Source organism: Nonomuraea cypriaca (assembly GCF_015645445.1).
Taxonomy (GTDB): Bacteria; Actinomycetota; Actinomycetes; order Streptosporangiales; family Streptosporangiaceae; genus Nonomuraea; species Nonomuraea cypriaca.
This window is the reverse complement of sequence record NZ_JADOGI010000197.1, coordinates 1-19,311: the sequence shown is the minus strand read 5'-3', so window position 1 is coordinate 19,311 and position 19,311 is coordinate 1. Positions and strand designations below refer to the sequence as shown.

The 19,311-nt window shown below is 69.1% G+C and carries 20 protein-coding genes; 10 read left to right on the top strand and 10 right to left on the bottom strand.

What is annotated here, in order from left to right; genetic code table 11:
* Together ITP53_RS42235 and ITP53_RS42230 are read right to left on the bottom strand one after the other, a co-directional pair.
* A partial coding sequence (locus ITP53_RS42235; protein ID WP_268961336.1) for a helicase-related protein occupies window positions 1–1,585 on the bottom strand: 1,585 nt, incomplete at its 3' end.
* 43 nt (window positions 1,586–1,628) lie between these two features.
* Window positions 1,629–1,967 (bottom strand): ArsR/SmtB family transcription factor, encoded by a 339-nt coding sequence (locus tag ITP53_RS42230; RefSeq protein ID WP_195901092.1) that lies wholly within the window; start codon window positions 1,965–1,967, stop codon window positions 1,629–1,631.
* A gap of 85 nt (window positions 1,968–2,052) precedes the next feature.
* Between ITP53_RS42230 and ITP53_RS42225 the strand changes: the two genes are divergently transcribed.
* Window positions 2,053–3,210, top strand: coding sequence for an MFS transporter (locus ITP53_RS42225; RefSeq protein ID WP_195901091.1), 1,158 nt, complete (start codon window positions 2,053–2,055; stop codon window positions 3,208–3,210).
* A gap of 9 nt (window positions 3,211–3,219) precedes the next feature.
* On the opposite strand, the gene ITP53_RS42220 is transcribed toward ITP53_RS42225, so the two are convergent.
* The 4 genes from ITP53_RS42220 to ITP53_RS42205 form a co-directional block, all read right to left on the bottom strand.
* A complete protein-coding gene (locus ITP53_RS42220; protein ID WP_195901090.1) occupies window positions 3,220–3,885 on the bottom strand; it encodes a response regulator in 666 nt (221 codons plus the stop codon).
* The gene (locus tag ITP53_RS42215; protein ID WP_195901089.1) at window positions 3,882–5,036 is read right to left on the bottom strand and encodes a sensor histidine kinase; all 1,155 of its coding nucleotides are present in this window, start codon (window positions 5,034–5,036) and stop codon (window positions 3,882–3,884) included. The genes ITP53_RS42220 and ITP53_RS42215 overlap by 4 nt, the downstream gene beginning before the upstream one ends.
* Before the next feature lie 420 nt (window positions 5,037–5,456).
* A complete protein-coding gene (locus ITP53_RS42210; protein WP_195901088.1) occupies window positions 5,457–6,299 on the bottom strand; it encodes an undecaprenyl-diphosphate phosphatase in 843 nt (280 codons plus the stop codon).
* 198 nt (window positions 6,300–6,497) lie between these two features.
* A complete protein-coding gene (locus ITP53_RS42205) occupies window positions 6,498–7,307 on the bottom strand; it encodes a Rossmann-fold NAD(P)-binding domain-containing protein (protein ID WP_195901087.1) in 810 nt (269 codons plus the stop codon).
* Between the two features lie 75 nt (window positions 7,308–7,382).
* On the opposite strand from ITP53_RS42205, the gene ITP53_RS42200 reads away from it, so the two are divergent.
* The 3 genes from ITP53_RS42200 to ITP53_RS42190 all read left to right on the top strand — a co-directional run bounded on the left by ITP53_RS42200 (window position 7,383) and on the right by ITP53_RS42190 (window position 9,056).
* A complete protein-coding gene (locus tag ITP53_RS42200; RefSeq protein WP_195901086.1) occupies window positions 7,383–8,294 on the top strand; it encodes an AraC family transcriptional regulator in 912 nt (303 codons plus the stop codon).
* The gene (locus tag ITP53_RS42195) at window positions 8,291–8,803 is read left to right on the top strand and encodes an HAD domain-containing protein (protein ID WP_195901085.1); all 513 of its coding nucleotides are present in this window, start codon (window positions 8,291–8,293) and stop codon (window positions 8,801–8,803) included. The genes ITP53_RS42200 and ITP53_RS42195 overlap by 4 nt, the downstream gene beginning before the upstream one ends.
* Before the next feature lie 61 nt (window positions 8,804–8,864).
* Window positions 8,865–9,056: a PspC domain-containing protein gene (locus tag ITP53_RS42190; RefSeq protein ID WP_195901084.1), complete on the top strand. Its 192-nt coding sequence runs from the start codon at window positions 8,865–8,867 to the stop codon at window positions 9,054–9,056.
* A 20-nt stretch (window positions 9,057–9,076) separates the two neighbouring features.
* Here the strand turns inward: ITP53_RS42190 and ITP53_RS42185 are convergent, their stop codons facing one another.
* Entirely contained in the window at window positions 9,077–10,222 is a 1,146-nt protein-coding gene (locus ITP53_RS42185; protein WP_195901083.1) for a Fic family protein, read from the bottom strand.
* A 302-nt stretch (window positions 10,223–10,524) separates the two neighbouring features.
* On the opposite strand from ITP53_RS42185, the gene lipB reads away from it, so the two are divergent.
* Complete coding sequence (gene lipB / locus ITP53_RS42180; RefSeq protein ID WP_195901082.1) at window positions 10,525–11,178, top strand: lipoyl(octanoyl) transferase LipB; 654 nt, start codon at window positions 10,525–10,527, stop codon at window positions 11,176–11,178.
* Window positions 11,179–11,250: 72 nt separating this feature from the next.
* Here lipB and ITP53_RS42175 read toward each other — a convergent pair whose 3' ends face one another.
* Entirely contained in the window at window positions 11,251–12,783 is a 1,533-nt protein-coding gene (locus ITP53_RS42175; RefSeq protein WP_195901081.1) for an amino acid permease, read from the bottom strand.
* 279 nt (window positions 12,784–13,062) lie between these two features.
* On the bottom strand, window positions 13,063–13,608 hold the full coding sequence (locus tag ITP53_RS42170; protein ID WP_195901080.1) for a type 1 glutamine amidotransferase domain-containing protein: 546 nt from the start codon (window positions 13,606–13,608) through the stop codon (window positions 13,063–13,065).
* 120 nt (window positions 13,609–13,728) lie between these two features.
* Here ITP53_RS42170 and ITP53_RS42165 point away from each other — a divergent pair, with 120 nt between their 5' ends.
* Window positions 13,729–13,992: a heavy-metal-associated domain-containing protein gene (locus tag ITP53_RS42165; protein ID WP_195901079.1), complete on the top strand. Its 264-nt coding sequence runs from the start codon at window positions 13,729–13,731 to the stop codon at window positions 13,990–13,992.
* A gap of 14 nt (window positions 13,993–14,006) precedes the next feature.
* Here the strand turns inward: ITP53_RS42165 and ITP53_RS42160 are convergent, their stop codons facing one another.
* Window positions 14,007–14,360, bottom strand: coding sequence for a ribosomal maturation YjgA family protein (locus tag ITP53_RS42160; protein ID WP_207757197.1), 354 nt, complete (start codon window positions 14,358–14,360; stop codon window positions 14,007–14,009).
* A gap of 148 nt (window positions 14,361–14,508) precedes the next feature.
* Between ITP53_RS42160 and ITP53_RS42155 the strand changes: the two genes are divergently transcribed.
* The 4 genes from ITP53_RS42155 to ITP53_RS42140 all read left to right on the top strand — a co-directional run bounded on the left by ITP53_RS42155 (window position 14,509) and on the right by ITP53_RS42140 (window position 19,286).
* On the top strand, window positions 14,509–16,323 hold the full coding sequence (locus ITP53_RS42155) for an ABC transporter substrate-binding protein (RefSeq protein WP_195901078.1): 1,815 nt from the start codon (window positions 14,509–14,511) through the stop codon (window positions 16,321–16,323).
* Window positions 16,320–17,372 carry an ABC transporter permease gene (locus ITP53_RS42150; protein ID WP_195901077.1) on the top strand — a complete coding sequence of 351 codons (1,053 nt, stop codon included), beginning with the start codon at window positions 16,320–16,322 and terminating at the stop codon, window positions 17,370–17,372. The genes ITP53_RS42155 and ITP53_RS42150 overlap by 4 nt, the downstream gene beginning before the upstream one ends.
* Window positions 17,369–18,250 (top strand): ABC transporter permease, encoded by an 882-nt coding sequence (locus tag ITP53_RS42145; RefSeq protein WP_195901076.1) that lies wholly within the window; start codon window positions 17,369–17,371, stop codon window positions 18,248–18,250. Before ITP53_RS42150 ends, ITP53_RS42145 begins: the two co-directional genes overlap by 4 nt.
* A 61-nt stretch (window positions 18,251–18,311) precedes the next feature.
* Complete coding sequence (locus ITP53_RS42140) at window positions 18,312–19,286, top strand: ABC transporter ATP-binding protein (RefSeq protein WP_195901075.1); 975 nt, start codon at window positions 18,312–18,314, stop codon at window positions 19,284–19,286.
* Window positions 19,287–19,311 lie beyond the last annotated feature (25 nt).

Genomic DNA, 19,311 nt, shown 5'->3' with positions numbered 1-19,311 from the left:
CCCCTCCACCGCTCGCGCCACGTCCCGCTGATTCCGTGGCGCGCCCGCTCGCCCTTTCGCCGGTCGTGCCGCGCCGGTCCGCTGTTTCCGCGCCGCGCCCGCCCGCCCTTCCGCCGGTCGTGCCGGGTCCGCGCGTGCCGTTGGCTTCGGGGGTGGAGGGGGTGGTGGCAGCTCGGGTGAGGCGTCTGGTTTCCTGGCGCCAGCGGGCGGCGAAGCCGTCGCCGCCGCGCCGGGCGGTGCGCCAGACCTCCACGAGGTCGTCGCCCGCGCCGCGCGGCAACTGCTCGGACAGGAGCGCCACCACCTCGGCGGCGCGCGGGCCGAGGTCGAGGAGCGCCCTGGCCAGCCGGGGGTGCACGCCCGCGAGCGCCATGCGCCGCCCCCGCCCGGTGACCCGCGGCGGGGAGCCGTCCAGTGCGCCGAGCAACTCCAGGGTGCGCGTGGCGGCGGCCATCGCGGCGGACGGCGGCGGGTCCAGGAGAGCCAGGCCGGATGCGTCGGGTACGCCCCAGCAGGCCGCCTGCAACGCGAACCCGGTCAGATCCGCCAGCGCGATCTCCGGCCTGGCATGGTCGGCCAGGCGCTCGTGCTCCGCCGCCGGCCAGCAGCGATACACCGTTCCGGGCGCCTCACGACCCGCCCGCCCGGCGCGCTGATCGGCGGACGCCTTCGAGACCCGGACCGTGGTGAGGGAGCCGAGGCCGCGGGCATGATCCGTACGCGGCTCGCGGGCCAGACCGGAGTCCACCACCACGCGTACGCCGGGCACGGTCAGGCTCGACTCGGCGACCGACGTGGCCAGCACCACCCTGCGGGCCGAGCCGGGCGCCAGCACGGCGTCCTGAACGTGGGCCGGGGCCTGCCCGTGCACCTGGAGCACCTCCACGCCGCCCAGCATCGCCGCCACCCTGCCGATCTCGCCCACACCGGGCAGGAAGCACAGGACATCGCCGTCGCGTTCGGCCAGCGCCCGGCGCACCACCGCGGCCACGTGGGACAGGAACGCCGGGTCGACGCGCAGGCCGTGCGGCGGGGCGACCGGTCGCGTGGGCGGGGCCCACACGGTTTCGACCGGATACGTGACGCCGGTGGCCGCCACGACGGGCCCGCCGAGCAGACGCGACCACGGCTCGGCGTCGGCGGTCGCGGAGGTGGCCAGCAGGTGCAGGTCGGGCCGGAGCGTGTCGCGTACGTCGAGCAGGAACGCCAGTGCCGTGTCCGCGTCCAGGTGGCGCTCGTGGCACTCGTCGAGCATGACCGCGTCCACCCCGGCCAGCTCCTGGTCCCGCTGGAGGCGCTGGAGCAGGACGCCGGTCGTGACGACCTCGACCATCGGGTTCGCGCCCACGTGGCGGTCGCCGCGAATGGTGAAGCTGACGCCCATCCGCCGGGCCGCCGCGCGTACGGCCAGCCGGCGCGGCTCGGCCACCAGCACCCGCAGGCCGGCCTCCGCCAGGGCCAGGGGCACGACCGTCGTCTTGCCCGTGCCGGGCGGCGCGGTCAGCACCGCCGCGCCCTGCGCCTCCAGCGTTGCGAGCAACTCCGCCAGGACATGCCGAATGGGCAGCGCGTCAGAATCCGGCATGGGCGTCAGGACTCGGCATGGGCGTCAGGACTCGGCATGGGCGTCAGGACCTGGCATGGGCGTCGAGTGCTGGGGTGCGGGTCGCGGACAGGATCGAGTCGAGCAGGCCGGGAAAGCGGGCGTCGAGATCGTCGCGGCGCAGGCTGATGTATATGAGCCGGCCCTCCTGCTTGGTGGAGATCACGCCCACCTCCCGGAGCGTCCGGTAGTGGTGCGAGGCCGTCGACTTGTGGATGCCGAGGTCTTCGCCGACGTTTCCGCAGGTCCTCTCGCCCCAGGTGGCGAGCCGGGCGACGATCTCCAGCCGGACGGGGTCGGACAGCGCCCGCAGGACCTCGGTCAGCTCGATGTCCTCGGTGGCGGGGTGCGGGAGCAGGCGCATGCTGAAACCCTACCTCCATCTCATTGTTTGACAACAATCCAACCATAGGACAGTTTGATACCCACCAAACTTGGTGGGAGGTTTCATGAGTTCGCGGCTCTATCCGCTCGCTGCCGGAAATTTCGCGATCGGCACGGGGATGTTCGTGACCGCCGGGTTGTTGCCGCCGATCTCCAGCGATCTGGGGATCTCTGCCTCGGCGGCCGGGCAGCTCATGACGGTGTTCGCGCTGGCGTACGCGGTGTTGTCGCCCCTGCTCGCCGCCGTGACCGCGCGCCTGCCGCGGCGCCGGTTGCTGCTGCTGGCCCTGGGCGTGTTCGTGCTGGGGAACACGCTGACCGCGCTCGCGCCGACGTACCCGCTGGTCATGGCCTCGCGTGTGGTCGCCGCGGCGGGGGCGGCGATGTTCACGCCGACGTCGTCGGCGGTCGCGAACGCGTTGAGCGGGCCCGAGCGGCGCGGGCGCGCGCTGGCGCTGGTGATGGGCGGGCTGACCGTGTCGTCCGCGATCGGCGTGCCGCTGGGCACCTGGCTGGGCACCGCGGCGGGCTGGCGGGCCACGCTGTGGCTGGTCGTGGGGCTCGGGGTGGCCGGGTTCGCGGGAGTGGCGGCCATGGTGCCCGAGGTGCGGACTCCGTTGCCGGGGCGTCTGGGCGACCGGTTCGCGCCGCTGGGCGACCGGCGGGTGCTGGCGGTGCTGGTGACGCAGTTGCTGATGTTCGCGGGGGCGTTCAGCGCGTACACCTACATCGGGTCGTTGATCGACCTGCCGCTGCCCGCCGTGCTGTGGGCGTGGGGGATCGGCGGCATCGTCGGCAACCAGCTCGGTGGCCGCCTGACCGACGCGTACGGGCCGCGCATGATGGTCATCATCGGCATGGCCGCGTCCACCGTGTTCCTGGCGCTCATCCCGCTCGCGAACGTGGCGCTGCCCGTCGCGCTGGTGTGGGCGTTCCTGTGGGGCGCGCTCGGCTGGCTGATCGCGCCGGCCCAGCAGTTCAGGACGGTCGCCGCGGTGCCAGGCAACGTGCCGATCGGGCTGGGGCTGCTGTCGTCCGCGCAGTACATCGGGCTGTTCGTGGCGGGGCTGGCGGGCGGCGCGGCGCTCGACTGGTACGGCAGGACGGGCGTGATCGTGCTGGCCACCGGCTTCGGACTGGTGGGACTGCTGTTCACCCTGGCCACGTACCGTCGCCCGGCCGTCCAGGAGCCGCAGCCCGCGCCCGCCGTAGGAGCGGCCTGACCCGCACACTCAACCGCCGGGCCGGATCAGGCCGCTCTCGTAGGCCAGGATGACCAACTGGACCCGGTCACGTACGTCCAGCTTGGCGATGGCCCTGGTGATGTGGGTCTTGGCGGTGAGCGGACTGATGACGAGACGCTCGGCGATCTCCTGGTTGGAGAGGCCGAGCGCCACGAGCCGGACCGCCTCCAGCTCCCGGGAGGTGAGGCCGGCCAGCCGCTGCCCGGCGTCGGGAGCGAGGTCCCGCCGGTGGGCGAACTGCTGGATGACGCGGCGGGTGACGCCGGGAGACAGGAGCCCGTCTCCGGCGGCGACGGCGGCGACCGCGCGGCGCAGCTCGGCGGGCTCGACCTCTTTGGTGAGGAAACCGCTGGCCCCGGCGCGCAGCGCGGCGAAGACGTGTTCGTCGGTGTCGAACGTGGTGAGGATGATGACACGACAGCCAAGAAGAGCCGGGTCGGTGACGATGCGACGGGTGGCGGCGACGCCGTCCATGCGGGGCATGCGGATGTCCATGAGGACGACGTGGGGACGGGTGCTCGTGGCCAGTCGTACGGCCTCCTCGCCGTCGGCGGCTTCGCCGACGACCGTGATGTCCCTGGAACGGGCCAGCAGGCTGCGGAAGCCGGCCCGTACGAGTGCCTGGTCGTCAGCGAGCAGCACCTTGATCGTCACACTGTCGAGACTGCCACAGGGATGTCGGCCCGCACGGCGAATCCGCCGGGGACCGGCCCCGCGGTGAGCGTCCCCCCGAGCGCGCTCACCCGCTCGCGCATGCCGGTCAGGCCGTGGCCGTCGGTGACGCCCGAGCCGCTCCCTTGCCCGTTGTCGGTGATCTCGACGGTGACCGAGCCGGGCTGCCGGATGATCGTCACCTCGGCCTTGGTCGCGCCCGAATGCTTGAGCGTGTTGGCGAGGGACTCCTGGATGACGCGGTAGACGGCGATGGCGGGCGCGGCGGGGACGGCCGAGAGGTCGCCGTGCTCGTCGAGGGTCACGTCGAGCCCGGAGGCGCGGGCATCGGCGACGAGCGTGCCCAGGTTGGCGAGATCCGGTTGGGGTGCGGTGTCGCCGGGGTTGTCGCGCAGGACGCCGATGAGGGAGCCGAGGTCGGCCATCGCCCGGTTCCTGACGTCCTGGGCCAGGCGCAGCGCGGCGGCGGTCTCTGCCGGGTCCTCCTGGAGGGTGTCGGCGGCGACGTTGAGCTGGACGCCGACGACGGCCAGGGTGTGGGCGACGATGTCGTGCACCTCGTGCGATATGCGCAGCCGTTGCTCGGCGTCGCGAGCGCGGTCGTCGGATTCGCGCAGCCGCTCGCGCCAGCGCATCGAGGCGGCGTACGTGAGGCCCGCGGCGATGAGAATCGTCAGCAGCAGTCCTTCTCCTGCGACGGCGATGATGTAGCGGCTCAGGTTTCTGTCCAGGACCCATCGGAAGTCGACCGCGAAGTAGACCAGTTGGATCAGGCCCACGGCGGCCACCCACCGCACGCGGGCAGTGGTCGCGGCGGTGAAGTAGGCAACCGAAGCCGGCCAGATCCAGCCGACGGAATATCCCATGGTGAAGTGATGGAGGAAGATCCCGGCGATGGACAGCAGCAGCACGGTCATCGGCCAGCGGCGCGTGACCAGCACGAGGGTACCCAGGAACAGGGCAAGGGGGATCGTGCCCTCCCAGGGGCTGTGCACCCCCCTGGCGAGGGCGACGGCGACGTAGAGGACCACGGTGGTGGTGGCGAGCGCGACGTCGATGATCCACGCGGAGTTCCCAGGACGCGGGTGTTGATGCTGGGAAGCACGCTCCCGGCAGAATTGCGAGTCAGCCAATCAAGCACCGATGGGGAGCTCAGATAGTCGCTCAGGTATCGCGGGTCGACTCCCTCTCTGGGACGAATCCTGATCAGCCCCGTGCCGCACACCCACCCTTGGTGCGCGGAGGTCACCAGGGCATGCCGGCCGATCACTCCGGTCCGCTTGCAGACATTGATCCCCTGGATGCGCTTGCCGAGAGCGCGCGCCGATAGCGAGAGTCGGAGTGTGCGCACGAGCGTGTTCGCCAAGAACTGATCGCCGGCATCTTGGCCGCTCTCAGAGCCGGTGAGCGGTGCAAGGATGTCGCCGCGTCTTCGTCCTTCACGGAGGCGTACATACGCCGGATCGCGCGGGAGAACGGACTCCCGCCACGACCGCGCGGGGGACGTCGGAGACGGTAGTGCGGGCACGCGACGACGCCTCGTGGGCGGACTATTACTCGGTGCCCGTTCCGATCGGCGGAATCCAGCCCAGCGTGACCGCGAGGATGACGAAGAAGCCGAGGATGATTCGGTAGATCACGAAGCCGGTGAAGCGGTGGGTGCTGATGTAGCGCAGGAACCAGGCCACGGCCAGATAGCCGACGACGAACGAGATGATCGTCGCCAGGATGGTCGGCCCCCAGTCGGGGGCCGGGCCGTTGCCGATCTCGCTCAGCTCCAGCAGGCCCGACGCCAGCACCGCGGGGATGGCCAGCAGGAACGAGTATTTGGCGGCGTCCTCGCGGCGGTAGTCGAGCAGCAGGCCGGCGGTGACGGTGCCGCCCGAGCGGGACACACCGGGGATCAGGGCGAGCGACTGGGCGAAGCCGTACACGATGGCGTGGGTGAAGCTGAGGTGCTTCTCCAGCGTGAGCTTGTTGCGGGCGGTGTGGTCGGCGAACCAGAGGATCAACCCGAAGACGATCAGCGTGGTGCCCACCAGGCGCAGGTCGCGGAAGACGGTCTCGATCTGGTCCTTCAGCACCAGGCCGAGGATGCCGATCGGGAGCGTGCCGACGATGACGTACCAGCCCATGCGGGCGGCCCAGTGGCCGCGCAGGTCCTTGTCGAACAGGGAGCGCGTCCAGGTCGAGATGATCTCCCAGATCTCCTTGCGGAAGTAGATGAGCACGGCCGTCTCGGTGCCGAGCTGGATGACCGCCGTGAACGCCGCGCCCGGGTCCTCCCAGCCGGCGAAAGCGGAGAACACCCGGATGTGGGCGCTGGAGGAGATCGGCAGGAACTCCGTGAGCCCTTGGATCAACCCCAGAACCACCGCTTCTAGCCAGCCGATCACGACTACACCTTTCGAGCACGCGGGAGTGACCAGGGTGAGACTAGCGGCTACGGGGACCCGGCAGTTGCTCTCGTAGGTGGTAGGGCTGGTGGGAGCGCTCGACGTCGAGCGAACACGAGCGCTCAGGCCGTACGGCGAGGACCGGTCACGCACGGCCGAACTGCTCGACTCGGTGCCCCACCCGGCCGGGGTCGCCCGTCAGGGGTTCCAGACCGGGGCGGTGGCGGCGGCGAAGTCCGTGAAGTCGCGCGCGGGGCGGCCGAGGGCCTGGCGCACGCCGTCCGCCACCGAGGCGTTGCGGCCGTCGAGGATGTCGGTGAACAGCGCGGACATCCCCTCGGCCTCCTCCTGGGTCACGCCCTGCGCGACGGCCGCGGCCACGTACTCCTCCGGCGACACCCGGACGAAGATGATCTGCCTGCCGGTCGCCTTGGCCAGCTCGCCGGCCACCTCCGCGAAGGTCAGCAGGCGCGGCCCCGTCAGCTCGTACAGCCTGCCCGCGTGCCCGTTCTGGCTGAGCGCCGCCACGGCCACGTCCGCGATGTCCTCCACGTCCACGAACGGCTCGGGGACGTCCGCGGCGGGCAGCGCGACGACGCCGTCGAGCACCGGGCCCAGCAGGAAGTCCTCGCTGAAGTTCTGCATGAACCAGCTACAGCGGACCACCGTCCACTCCGCGCCCGACTCCTGGACGGTCCGTTCGCTCGCCTGCGCCTCCGGCTCGCCCCGCCCGGACAGCAGCACCAGCCGCCGCACGCCGGCGCGCACGGCCAGCTCGGTGAACGCCTTGATGTCGTCGTACGCGCCGGGGAAGGCGAGGTCGGGATAGTACGACAGGTAGACGGTCGTGACGCCGTCGAGGACGCCCGGCCAGGTGGAGCGGTCCTGCCAGTCGAAGGCCGGTACGGCGGACCGGGATCCGATCCGTACGGGCAGATCGAGCGCGGTGAGCCGGTCAGCGACGCGGCGGCCGGTCTTGCCCGTGCCGCCCAGCACCAAAATCGTCATACATCTAGTAAGTCCCGATACCGATAAGACTCTCCATGGTTGAGAAGCGCGTTCCCATATGCGATCGTCTACCCCATGGATCAGCTCGCGGCGCTACTCGACGGCCCGCGAGCCCGGGGCGCCTTCCTGCTGCGTTCGATCCTCGATCCGCCCTGGTCGCTGCGCATCCAGGACGAGGCCCCGCTGTCGGTGATAGCGATGGTCCGGGGGGAGGCGTGGGTCGTGCTCGACGACGGCGACCCCCTACCCCTGGAGCCGGGTCAGGTGGCGGTCGTCCGAGGGCCGGAGCCGTACACGGTGGCCGATGACCCGGCGACCAAGCCGCAGATCATCGTCCACCCCGGCCAGCACTGCACCACGCTCGACGGTGAGTCGCTCTACGAGGCCATGGACCTCGGCGTGCGAACGTGGGGCAACAATCGCGACGGCTCCACGGTGCTGCTCACCGGCACCTACAGCGTGGAGGGCGAGGTCAGCAGGCGGCTGCTCGAAGCCCTGCCCAGGCTGATCGAGCAGCCGGGCGGCTCGGTCGTCGCGCTGCTCGTGGCCGAGATCGCCAAGGACGAGCCGGGGCAGGAGGCGGTTCTCGACCGGCTGCTCGACCTGCTGCTCATCGCGGTGCTGCGGTCGTATTTCGCCACCCACGAGGCGCCGGGCTGGTACCGCGCCCTCGGTGACCCGGTGGTCGGCAAGGCCATGCGGATGCTGCACAACAACCCCGCGCACCCGTGGACGGTCGCCGCCCTGGCCACCCAGGTGGGCGTCTCCAGGGCGTCGCTGGCCAGGCGCTTCACCGAGCTGGTCGGCGAGCCGCCGATGGCCTTCCTCACCGGCTGGCGGCTGGCCCTGGCCGCCGACCTGCTGCGCGAGCCCGGAGCCACGATCGGCTCGGTGGCGCGCAAGGTCGGGTACGGCAGTCCGTTCGCGCTCAGCGCGGCCTTCAAGCGCGTACGCGGGGTCAGCCCTCAGGAGCACCGGGCCGGATGAAACCTCTCCTGCTGCTCGACGTCGACGGTGTGCTCAACCCGATGGGAGGGCCGACCCCCGATTTCCGGCGCTACCGGTGCACGGTCGACAACGAGGTGTACACCGTGCACCTCAACCCCAGGCACGGCCGCCGCCTGCTGGACCTGGCCCTGCTGACCGGCTCCGAGCTGGTCTGGGCGACCACGTGGGAGCACCACGCCAACGAGTGGATCGCTCCGAGGATCGGGCTGCCCTCGCTGCCCGTGATCCCGATGAGCCCGGACACGGCTCCGCCGAGCGAGCACGGGGAGATGTTCAAGACGCCGCACGTGGCGGAGTACGTGGGGCGGCGGCCGTTCGTCTGGTTCGACGACCAGGTGTGGGCCGAGGACGAGGAGTATCTCAGGGTGCGTCAGGGTCTCGGCGACTTCCTGCTCGTTCACGTGGACCCCAGACAGGGACTGACCAGCCGTCATCTGGGCATGGCACATGAGTGGTTGACCCTTACAGGGTTTTCTCAGGGTCCCTAGCGGGAGTCCTTCCGCCTGGCTCTTCGTTCTACAGGTAGGTCGTAACACACGGAGGAACAGCATGTACCGCTCACGAGAGCACAGGATCATCGCCGGGGTCTGCGGCGGCCTCGCCGACAAGATGGGCCTGCCGCCTACGCTCGTCAGGATCCTCTGGCTGCTCTTGTCCCTCATCCCCGGACCGCTCTGGGTCGTCTACGTCGTCATGTGGATCCTCGTCCCGGAGGAGCCCAAGGGCTACCGCGCGGCCTGACCGCTTAACGGGGGGCGCTCTCAAAAGGAGCGCCCCCGGTAGGGCTCGGCATAGGGCTTCGCGGACTGCCTGACGGACTCGAAGATGGGCCGCATGGCGGATCCGGCCACGTAATAACGGCCCCTCGCCTGCCCCTGCGGCGTCAACCAGCTCAGCCGGCACATCTCCCGGATGTCTCTGACGGCCTGCTGCGGGCTGAGCTCCGCGTCCTGCTGGTAGACGGTACGCCGGACCCGCGACTCCCAGAAGGCCGGCAGGAGAGCGAATACCGTGCGCTCGTCAAGGCCGTCTCGAACGGCCGCCTCGGCCAGGGCCGACCATGCCCGGCTCAGCAGATCGACCCTGCGCCTGGCCTGTTGCGCCTGAAGATGATGGGCGCGCAAACAGAAGGTGATCCACCCGTGCGTCGCCCGGCGGGGGCTCCATTCCGGACCGCCCACCCTGCCAAGGATCTGGTAATAGGCGTACGTGTTCTGCCCCCTGCCGAGCCACTCCTCGATGGAGCAGAATTCCGGCGGCAGCATGGCTTCCCGGGCGAACACCAGGGTGGACAGCGCCCTTGACATCCTTCCGTTTCCATCCGCCCAAGGGTGGATCTTCACCAGATTCAGGTGGGCCATCGAAGCCCGAACGTGGACAGGGACATCCAGGTCGCCTTCGTTGAGCCACTGAATCAACTCGCTCATGAGGCCGGGCACCAAGGTGTGATCTGGTCCGGTGTAGGCCATGACGACAGGATCATCAGGACTGGTGACATAAACGGGGCCTTGCCGCAGTCGGCCCGGCCGTTTCCGCCGATGCGGCTCCTGCATCATGAAGTGCAAGCCGTTCAACAGCCCCAAGTCGTAGCTGAACTCCGTACCAGCGTCGGAGAGCGCCTGAATGTAGGCCATCGCCCGGCGATAGTTCTCCAGCTCCCTGCGAGTGGTATCGCTGGTTTCCAGCGGCGCTTCGCCAGCCATCAGCGCCTCCACGTCCTCGACCGACGCCGCATAGCCCTCGATGGTGTTGGAGCCGACGATGGCCCTGGCGGTGAGGCTTCTGCGCAGCTGCTTCGTCCACTGCTCCTGTGGCCGGAGGTGCATACGCAGGTCATGCCGCATCTGCTCGATCTCCTCGACCACGCGGATGTCGGCGTCGCTCAGCTTCGGCGTTCCGTACAGCATGACTCGATGACACCATTATCGTGTCATCAAGTCAATCTGTCGGTGCTGATCGGCGGGCGCCGAGGTGCGACGACGTCCATACGATCCCGGACGACGATCACCAGCTGACTGTGTGATCAGCGGGTGATCGCCCGAACATGACAAGATCGTATTTTCAGCAGGCCACAGCCCCGGATACCGCACGGCCCCGACCTGGCCTCCCCAATGCCGATCACGCCCGAGGGCAACACCTGGCGAGGGTGGTTGGTGGTGTGTTCGGGCTGTGTGCGTGGTTGTTCCGGGGGCGGCTTATTCTCGAAGGCATGAGGGCAAGGCCGCTGACACTCGTTCAGGATGATCTCGTCGACTACGACACGGCGATGGAGCGCATGACCGACATGGTCGGGGAGCGCCAGCAGGACGCGCGGCCGGACACGCTCTGGCTGCTCAGCCACCCGTCCGTCTACACGATCGGCCGCCGCACCCCGATGGCACATCTGCCCGACCCGACGCGCGGCATTCCCGTGGTCGAGACGGGTCGTGGTGGACAGCTCACCTACCACGGGCCGGGGCAGCTCGTCGGCTATCTGGTCGTCAAGCTGGGCGAGGACCAGGGCATCGTCGACTACGTGCGCGAGGTGGAGCTGCGGCTGGTGGAGGCGCTGGGCAAGCTGGGGCTGCCGGCCGAGCGCAGGGACACGCCGCCGGGCTCGGAGCTGCTGACCGGCGTCTGGACGGTCGAGACCAGGCGCAAGATCATCTCGATCGGGATGCGGCAGAGCCGGGGCGTCACCAGCCACGGGTTCGCGCTCAACGTGGACGGCGACCTGACGCCGTGGGACTGGGCCATCGCCTGCGGAATGCCGGACGTGGACATGACCTCGCTCAAGCGCGAGCTGGGGACCATCTCGATGGACGAGGTCCGCACGGCCGTGGCCACCGCCTTCGAGGCGACCCGGGAAGGCGACGGCGCTTAGCGGCCAGCTACGCGGAAGACGTGCACGTCGCACGCGGGTACGGCTTGTGGGAGCCGTACCCGCGTGGGGTGGTCAGGGGATGGGGACCTCGTCGACGGTGCGGCGGGGGCCGGTGAACCAGTGGCGGGCCGACAGGGCCCACCACAGGGCGATGCCGATCAGTACGACGCCGACCGCGATCGGCGCGTAGTTGACCGAGGTCCAGGTGAAGTCCGGATTGCCGGGGACGCCGGCCGGCGAGAACGGCATGATGAAGTAGATCGAGACGATCACGATCTCCACGCAGGCGATCCAGCACAGCGCCTTGTACTTCTTGCCCAGCGTCCACGGGCCGGGTTCGAAGGCGTCGCCCATGCGCAGCCGGAGCCAGATGGGGATGAGGAAGGCCAGGTAGAGGCCGATGACCGCGATCGACACGACGGCGTAGAAGGCGACCGGTGTGGTCAGGCCGGCCGGGGCGTACAGCGCGGGCAGGGTGATCAGGGCGGCCACCACGCAGCCGGCGACGATCGCGTTGACCGGTGTACGGTTGCGGTCGATCTTGGACCACAGCCGCCAGCCGGGGACCGCGCCGTCGCGCGAGAACGCGTACGTCATCCGCGACATCGACGTCACGCAGCTCATCCCGCAGAAGAACTGCCCGATCGTGGAGATCGCGAAGATCGCCGTGGCCAGCGGGGACGAGAGCGCGGTCTCGAAGATGGCCCCCACGAAGCCGGCCTGGTTGTTGATCTCGTCCACGTTCGTCGCCGCGAACAGGAACGACAGCAGCAGGATCCACCCGCCGATCGCCGAGTAGAAGATCGACTGCCACAGGCCGCGCGCCGCGCTCTTCGCCGCGCCCTGGGTCTCCTCCGACACGTGCGCGCAGGCGTCGAAGCCGGTGATCGTGTACTGGGTGAGCAGGAAGCCGAGCGGGAGCACGTACAGCCAGAAGGGCAGCCCGTCGGAGCCGTCGCCGAAGCCTGAGTTGTTGATCGTGCCGCCGAAGACGAAGCCGAGCGACTGGTGGTCGCTCGGCGCGAAGATCAGGATGGCGACGATGATCGCGGCGCCGGCGACGTGCCACCAGACCGAGACGTTCTGCAGCAGCGAGATGAGCCTGTGGCTGTAGACGTTGATCAGCGTGTGCAGCGCCAGGATGATCACGAACAGCAGGAACGCCTGGGGGAGCGTGCCTTCCCACCCGCCGCCGGTCAGCCGGTTGAGGGTGATGTTGAGGAACGTGGCGCAGCCGTAGTCGACCGACGCGGTGACGGCGATGAGGCCGATCAGATTGAGCCAGCCGGTGAACCAGCCGTGGATCGGCTTGCCCAGCTTGGCGGCCCACCAATAGATGCCGCCCGCCGTCGGGTACGCCGACACCAGCTCCGACATGCAGAAACCGATGATCAGAATGAAGACGGAGATCAGCGGCCAGCCCCAGGAGATGGCGATGGGGCCGCCGTTGTTCCAGGCCTGGCCGAACGTGGTGAAGCAACCGGCGAGGATGGAGATGATCGAGAAGGAGATGGCGAAGTTCGAAAAACCGCTCCAGGTACGGGCCAGCTCCTGCTTGTAGCCGAGCTCGGCCAGTCGCCTGGAATCCTCTTCAGTGGACGTCATTGAGGTCTCCCTGGGGGCGCGGAGGACGCTCCATTTGGTCTACCTCTAGACCATTTCCCGCCAGGGGACAAGGCGTTACAGGCGAGTTTCGATCCCGTCAGTGGGGAAGGTGGCCACGTTCATGGTGATTTTTCCCGAAATAGCGGGATCTAGCGCGCACACGAGTGGGCGTGCGCGGCGGATGGCTGTCGCGACTCCGCCGGCACGCCCACATGACGGTGCCGATAGCTGGGCCGGGGCCGTCGCCCCGCTGAAAGGCCCGCGCCGGGCCGGTCTGGTTCAGGCGCCGAAGGCGTCTGTGGCGGCCTGGCAGAAGGCCTTGAGGTCGTCCGGCTTGCGGCTGGTGACCAGAGTGTTCGGGCCGTCCGTGGACACCACGAGTTCCCTGTCCACCCAGGTCGCCCCGGCGTTGCGCAGGTCGGTCTGCAGGCTCGGCCAGGACGTCAGCGTACGACCCCGCACCACGTCAGCCTCGACCAGGGTCCAGGACGCGTGGCAGATCGCGGCCACCGGCTTGCCCGTGTCGAAGAAGGAGCGGACGAACCGCACGGCCTGCGGCACCGTACGCAGGAAGTCGGGGTTCGCGACGCCGCCGGGTAGCACGAGTCCGTCGAAGGAGGCCACGTCGGTGTTGTCGACCGTGTCGTCCACGGCGAACGTGTCGCCCTTGTCCAGGTGGTTGAACGCCTGGATCTGGCCGGAGGCGGTGGAGATGAGCTTCGGCGTGCCGCCCGCCTGCTTGACCGCCTTCCATGGCTCGGTGAGCTCCACCTGCTCGACCCCTTCAGGAGCCACCAGGAACGCGATGGTCTTGCCGTTCAACATCAGAACTCCCCCTTGGTCAGTATGTCTCCTTCTCCCCCTATCCGAGGGGACGAGTTGTATGCGTATTTACCCCTCGGGGGTATAGTGCCTCCCAAGAGTACGAGAGTGAAGGGGTGAGGCATGACTGTCGCGACGTACCAGGTTGAGGGCATGACCTGTGGCCACTGCGTCAGCTCCGTGACCGAGGAGGTCGGCAGGGTCGCCGGGGTGCGCGGGGTTCAGGTCGATCTGGCGGCCAAGTCGGTGACCGTGACGAGCGAGGCGCCGCTGGACGTCGCGTTGATCGACGCGGCCGTGGTCGAGGCGGGCTACGAGCTGGCCGGCAAGGTCGAGTTGCTCCCGCAGGCCGGCGGGTCCTGCTGTGGCTCAGGCGGTTGCCACTAACGAAGGGGCTGCTCTCAAGAGCCAGGCCGGCGCCTCAGCCACAGGGTGTGGGCGGCCTGCATGGTGGCGGCGCCGACGGCGTACCATAGCAGGTCGGGTGGGTTGAAGGTGCTGCCGAGCAGCGGCCGCAGGACCGACGGGATCTCGCCGAGCTGGGCGAACTCTATCGCCCAGCTCAGCCCCGCCGACCCGGCGGCCACCGTCCACGGCCGGGCTCTCGGCAGGACGAGCACGATGAGCGCGTAGATCAACGCGGTGTAGAGCGCGTCGCCCGCGTACTTGGAGAACGGCCCGTCCCACAGCGCCCGCACACCGAGCCCGCATGCGACGATCAGGGTGGCGGTGAGGGCGACGGGCAGGCGGGGCACCAGCTCACGGTAGTGCCAAGGGCGCTGAAAATTTACACCGTAGAAGGAAACGAGAATGAAACAATTTTCCGCCGCTCGTTGACACGACGTCCCCGTATGGTGTGCCTTTCTCTACACAGGAACCCCCCGCCTGAAGGTGAGGCACTTAATGAGGAAATGGTTCGTACGCCTGGCTGCGCTGGGCGTCGCGCTATTAGTGGCAGGTCAGGGCACCACGGCCGCCCTGGCGCAGGACCCTGCGGCGGGGAAGAAGGTTGTACGCGTCGGGGCCACGCAGTCCATGGACTCGATGAACCCGTTCCTGGCGGTCCGCCTGGTCTCGACCGCGATCCACCGCTGGATGTACGGCTTCCTGACGGTGCCGGACTCCAAGACGCTTCAGCCCAGCCCCGACCTGGCCGAGTCGTGGACCACGTCGGAAGACGGGCTCACGTGGACGTTCCAGATCCGCCAGGCCAAGTGGTCCGACGGCCAGCCGGTCACGGCCGACGACGCGGCATGGACGTTCAACAAGATCATGACGGACGAGGCCGCCAAGACGGCCAACGGCCCGGCGGTGGAGAACTTCGAGAGCGTCACGGCCGACGGCCAGGAGCTGACGATCAAGCTCAAGGCCCCGCAGGCGTCCATGCTGGAGAACCCGATCCCGATCATGCCCAAGCATGTCTGGGAGTCGGTCACCGACATGGCCAACTACGACGCCGAGAAGTACCCGGCCGTGACCAGCGGCCCGTACATCGCGATCGAGCACAAGAAGGACCAGTACGTCAAGCTGCAGGTCAACCCCAACTACTGGCGGGGCAAGGCCAAGATCGACGAGCTGCAGGTCATCTTCTACGACAACCCGCAGGCCGCCATCGCGGGTCTGAAGAAGGGTGACATCGACCTCATCGGCCGGCTCAACCCGCCCGAGTACGAGGCCATCCAGGGTGACCCGAACATCGAGGCGTGGAACACGCAGGGCCGCCGCGCGGCGTACCTGCAGCTCAACCACGGCGCCACCACCACCGACGACAAGCCCGTCGGCGACGGACACCCGGCGCTGCAGGACCAGAAGGTCCGCCAGGCGCTGCACTACGCCATCGACAAGCAGAAGCTGGTCGACGAGGTCCAGAACGGCCTGGCCAAGCCCGCCGACGGCTCGATCGTGCCGCCGATGTACCAGGACTTCTTCTGGGAGGCCACCGGCGACACCAAGGTCACCTACGACCCGGCCAAGGCCAACCAGATCCTCGACGACGCCGGCTACAAGAAGGGCGCCGACGGCGTCCGTACGATGCCCGACGGCGACCGCAAGCTGGAGTTCCGCTTCAGCATCCACACCGACACCCCGATCGAGGACAAGCTCGCCGAATACCTGACGGGCTTCTTCAAGGAGATCGGCATCACGCTGACCACCAAGAAGCTCGACTCCAGCAAGTTCGCGGAGGAGACGGGCGTCACCGGTCTGTTCGACATCGCGATCAGCGGCTGGTCGGTCAACCCCGACCCCGAGGAGGTCATGGCCACGCACCTGTGCAGCCGCAGGCCGACCTCGGACGGCGTGGGCGGCGGCACCGAGTCGTTCTACTGCGACGAGACCTTCGAGAAGCTCTACCAGGAGCAGCTCAAGGAGCTGGACCGGCCCAAGCGCGCCGAGCTGCTCAAGCAGCTTCAGGAGCGCCTCTACACCGACGCCCCGGTCATCGCGATCTACTACCCGAACGACCTCGAGGGCTACCGCAAGGACCGGATCACCAGCATCACCCCGATCCCCGAGGACAAGGGCCTCCTGTACGGCGGCAGCGGCTACTGGCCGTTCTACACCGTGGACGTCAAGGCCACGGCGGCCACCGGCGCGAGTGCCGAGAGCGGTTCCAACACCGGCCTCATCGCTGGGATCGTCGGCGGCGTGGTGGTCCTCGCACTGGCCGGTTTCCTCCTGAGCAGGCGGCGTAAGAGCGTCGCCGACGAGCGCGAATGACAGCTCCGCTCGAAGCGGCAGAGCCCGCCGTCCAGGCGGCGGGCCCTGGTGACGAGCGCCCCACCGGCCGCGGCACGCTGCGGTACGCGCTGTCGAAGGCCGGTGGGGCATTGTTCAGCATCGCCATGGTGATCGTCGGCACGTTCTTCTTGTTCCGGCTGCTGCCCGGCGATCCGGTGCGCAACCTGGCCCAGGGCCGCAACATGACCCCGGACCAGCTCAACCTCGAACGTCGCCGCCTCGGCCTCGACATGCCGCTCATCGACCAGTTCTTCGACTTCGTCGGCAAGACGCTGCGCCTCGACCTCGGCACGTCGTACGAGTACAAGCGGCCGGTCCTGGACCTGATCGGCGAGCGGCTCGGCCCGACCCTGCTGCTCGCGGGGACTGGCCTGGTCATCGCGGTCAGCCTCGGGATCTGGCAGGGCACGCGGGCCGGATGGCGGCACGGCAGCAGGTTCGACCGGTTCTCCACCGGCGCGTCGCTGCTGCTGTGGTCCGTGCCGACGTTCTGGCTCGGGCTGCTGCTGATGATGGTGTTCGGCGTCGGCATCGGGCCGATCCCGGGCGTCTTCCCGTTCCGCGGGATCGAGAGCGTGGACGCGCCCGACGGGTTCGCGTACGTGCTGGACGTGGCCTCGCACATGGTGCTGCCGTGCCTGACGCTGGTGGCCGTGGTCTACGCGCAGTATCTCCTGGTCATGCGGTCGTCGCTGCTGGAGGAGGTCAGCCAGGACTACGTCACGGTGGCCCGCGCCAAGGGCCTGCGCGACGACGACGTACGCCGCAGGCACGCGGTGCCGAACGCCCTGCTGCCCACGGTCACGCTGGTGTTCATGCGCATCGGCTTCGTGGTCGGCGGCGCGGTCACCGTCGAGACGATCTTCACCTGGCCGGGTCTCGGACAACTGTTCTACGAGGCTGTCAGGGTGCCTGACTTCACTCTCATGCAGGGCACGTTCCTGCTGATCACCGTGGCGGTGGTCGTGATGAACACGCTGGCCGATGTGGTCTACCACATCCTCGACCCGAGAGTGAGGTCGGCATGACCGGGGTCGCCGCGGCCCGCAGGCGGCTCGCGCTGGGCCGCTTCTTGACCGACCTGCGCCGCAACCGGGGCGGGATGGCCGGACTGGTCGTCCTCGTGCTCGCGGTCGTGCTCGCGCTGGTCGCGCCGCTGTTCATCGGCGAGGACGTGACCAGCGTCGTCGACGCCCCCGGGGAGAAGTTCGAGGCGCCCAGCCTGGCGTTCCCCTTCGGCACCGACGAGTCGGGCCGCTCGATTCTGCTCATGGTGTGGTGGGGCTCGCGCACGTCGCTGCTCATCGGCTTCCTCGCCGCGCTGCTCAGCGTCGTGATCGGGTTGGTCGTCGGCGTCGCCGCCGGCCACTTCCGCGGCTGGCTCGGCGGTGCGCTCATGCGGGTCACCGACTGGTTCCTGGTGCTCCCGTCCTTGGTCACGGCGCTGGTGCTGGCGGCCATCCTGGGCGGCAACACGTTCACGATCATCATGGCGATCGGAATCACGACGTGGCCGTCGACCGCCCGGCTGATCAGGGCGCAGACGATGGCCGTGGAGGCCAGGCCGTACATCGAGCGGTCCAAGGCGCTCGGCGGCGGGCACTGGCACATCACCACCCGGCACGTGCTGCCGAACGTGGCGCCGCTGCTGCTGGCGAGCACCACGCTGGAGGTGGCCAGCGCGATCGTCACAGAGTCCACGCTCGCCTTCCTCGGCGCCAGTGCGAACAAGACCTCGTGGGGCACCATGCTGCGTAACTCTTACGACTTCGGTGCGGTCACCAACGCGGCGTGGTGGTACATCACCATTCCTGGCCTGGCCATCCTCATCGTGGTCATGGCGTTCACGCTGGTGGGACGGGCGCTGGAAGCCGTGCTCAACCCACGGCTCAGGAGGGCCGCGTGAGAGGCGTGAGAGAACGAACCATGGACGCAGCAGTCTGGCTCATGCCGGGGAAGGAGACCGCATGAGTTTGCTCGAACTCGACGACGTGTCCGTGACGTACCGCATCACCTCGGGCGAGGTGCCCGCGGTGCGCGGGGTGTCGCTGACCCTGGACTCCGGAGCGGCGCTCGGAGTCGCCGGCGAGTCCGGATCCGGCAAGTCGACGCTGGCCATGGCGCTGCTCCGGCTCCTGCCGAGGGATGCGCACGTCGGCGGCCGGATCCTGCTCGACGGCGAGGACGTGCTCGCCATGAAGTGGGGCCGCATGCGGGCCGTACGGTGGGCCGAGGCCTCGATCGTGTTCCAGGGCGCCCAGCACGGGCTCAACCCCGTACGCAAGATCGGCGACCAGATCGCCGAGCCGCTGCTCGTCCACGGCCTGGCCAAGCCGGACGCCGCCCGCAAGCGCGTGGCCGAACTGCTCGACCAGGTGGGACTGCCCGCCTGGCGGGCCCGCAGCTACCCGCATGAGCTGTCCGGCGGGCAGCGGCAGCGGGTGATGATCGCGATGGCACTGGCCTGCTCGCCGCGGCTGATCATCGCCGACGAGCCGACCACCGCGCTCGACGTGATGGTGCAGGCCCAGGTGCTGACGCTGATCAAGGAGCTGGTCGCCGAGCACGACATCTCGCTGATCATGATCTCCCACGATCTCTCTGTGCTCGCCGACGTGTGCGGCCGGCTCGCGGTCATGTACGCCGGCCGCGTCGTCGAGCACGGCCCCTCGCACGAGGTGTTCCACGACGCCAAGCACCCCTACAGCCGGGCGCTGGCGGCGGCGTTCCCGACGGTCGGCGACCCGGTCTCGCGGCTCGCGCCGAAGGGCCTCGGCGGCGACCCACCCGACCCGATGCAGTTGCCCGGCGGCTGCTCGTTCCACCCGCGCTGCCCGGTCGCGCTGGACGAATGCGCGACCCTGGACGTGGACCTGTGGCCGGTCGGCGACCGCCGCGCGTCCGCCTGCGTACACGTCCGGGCGAAGGAGGAAGCCCAATGACCGAGGTGCACGCGGGGGGCAAGCC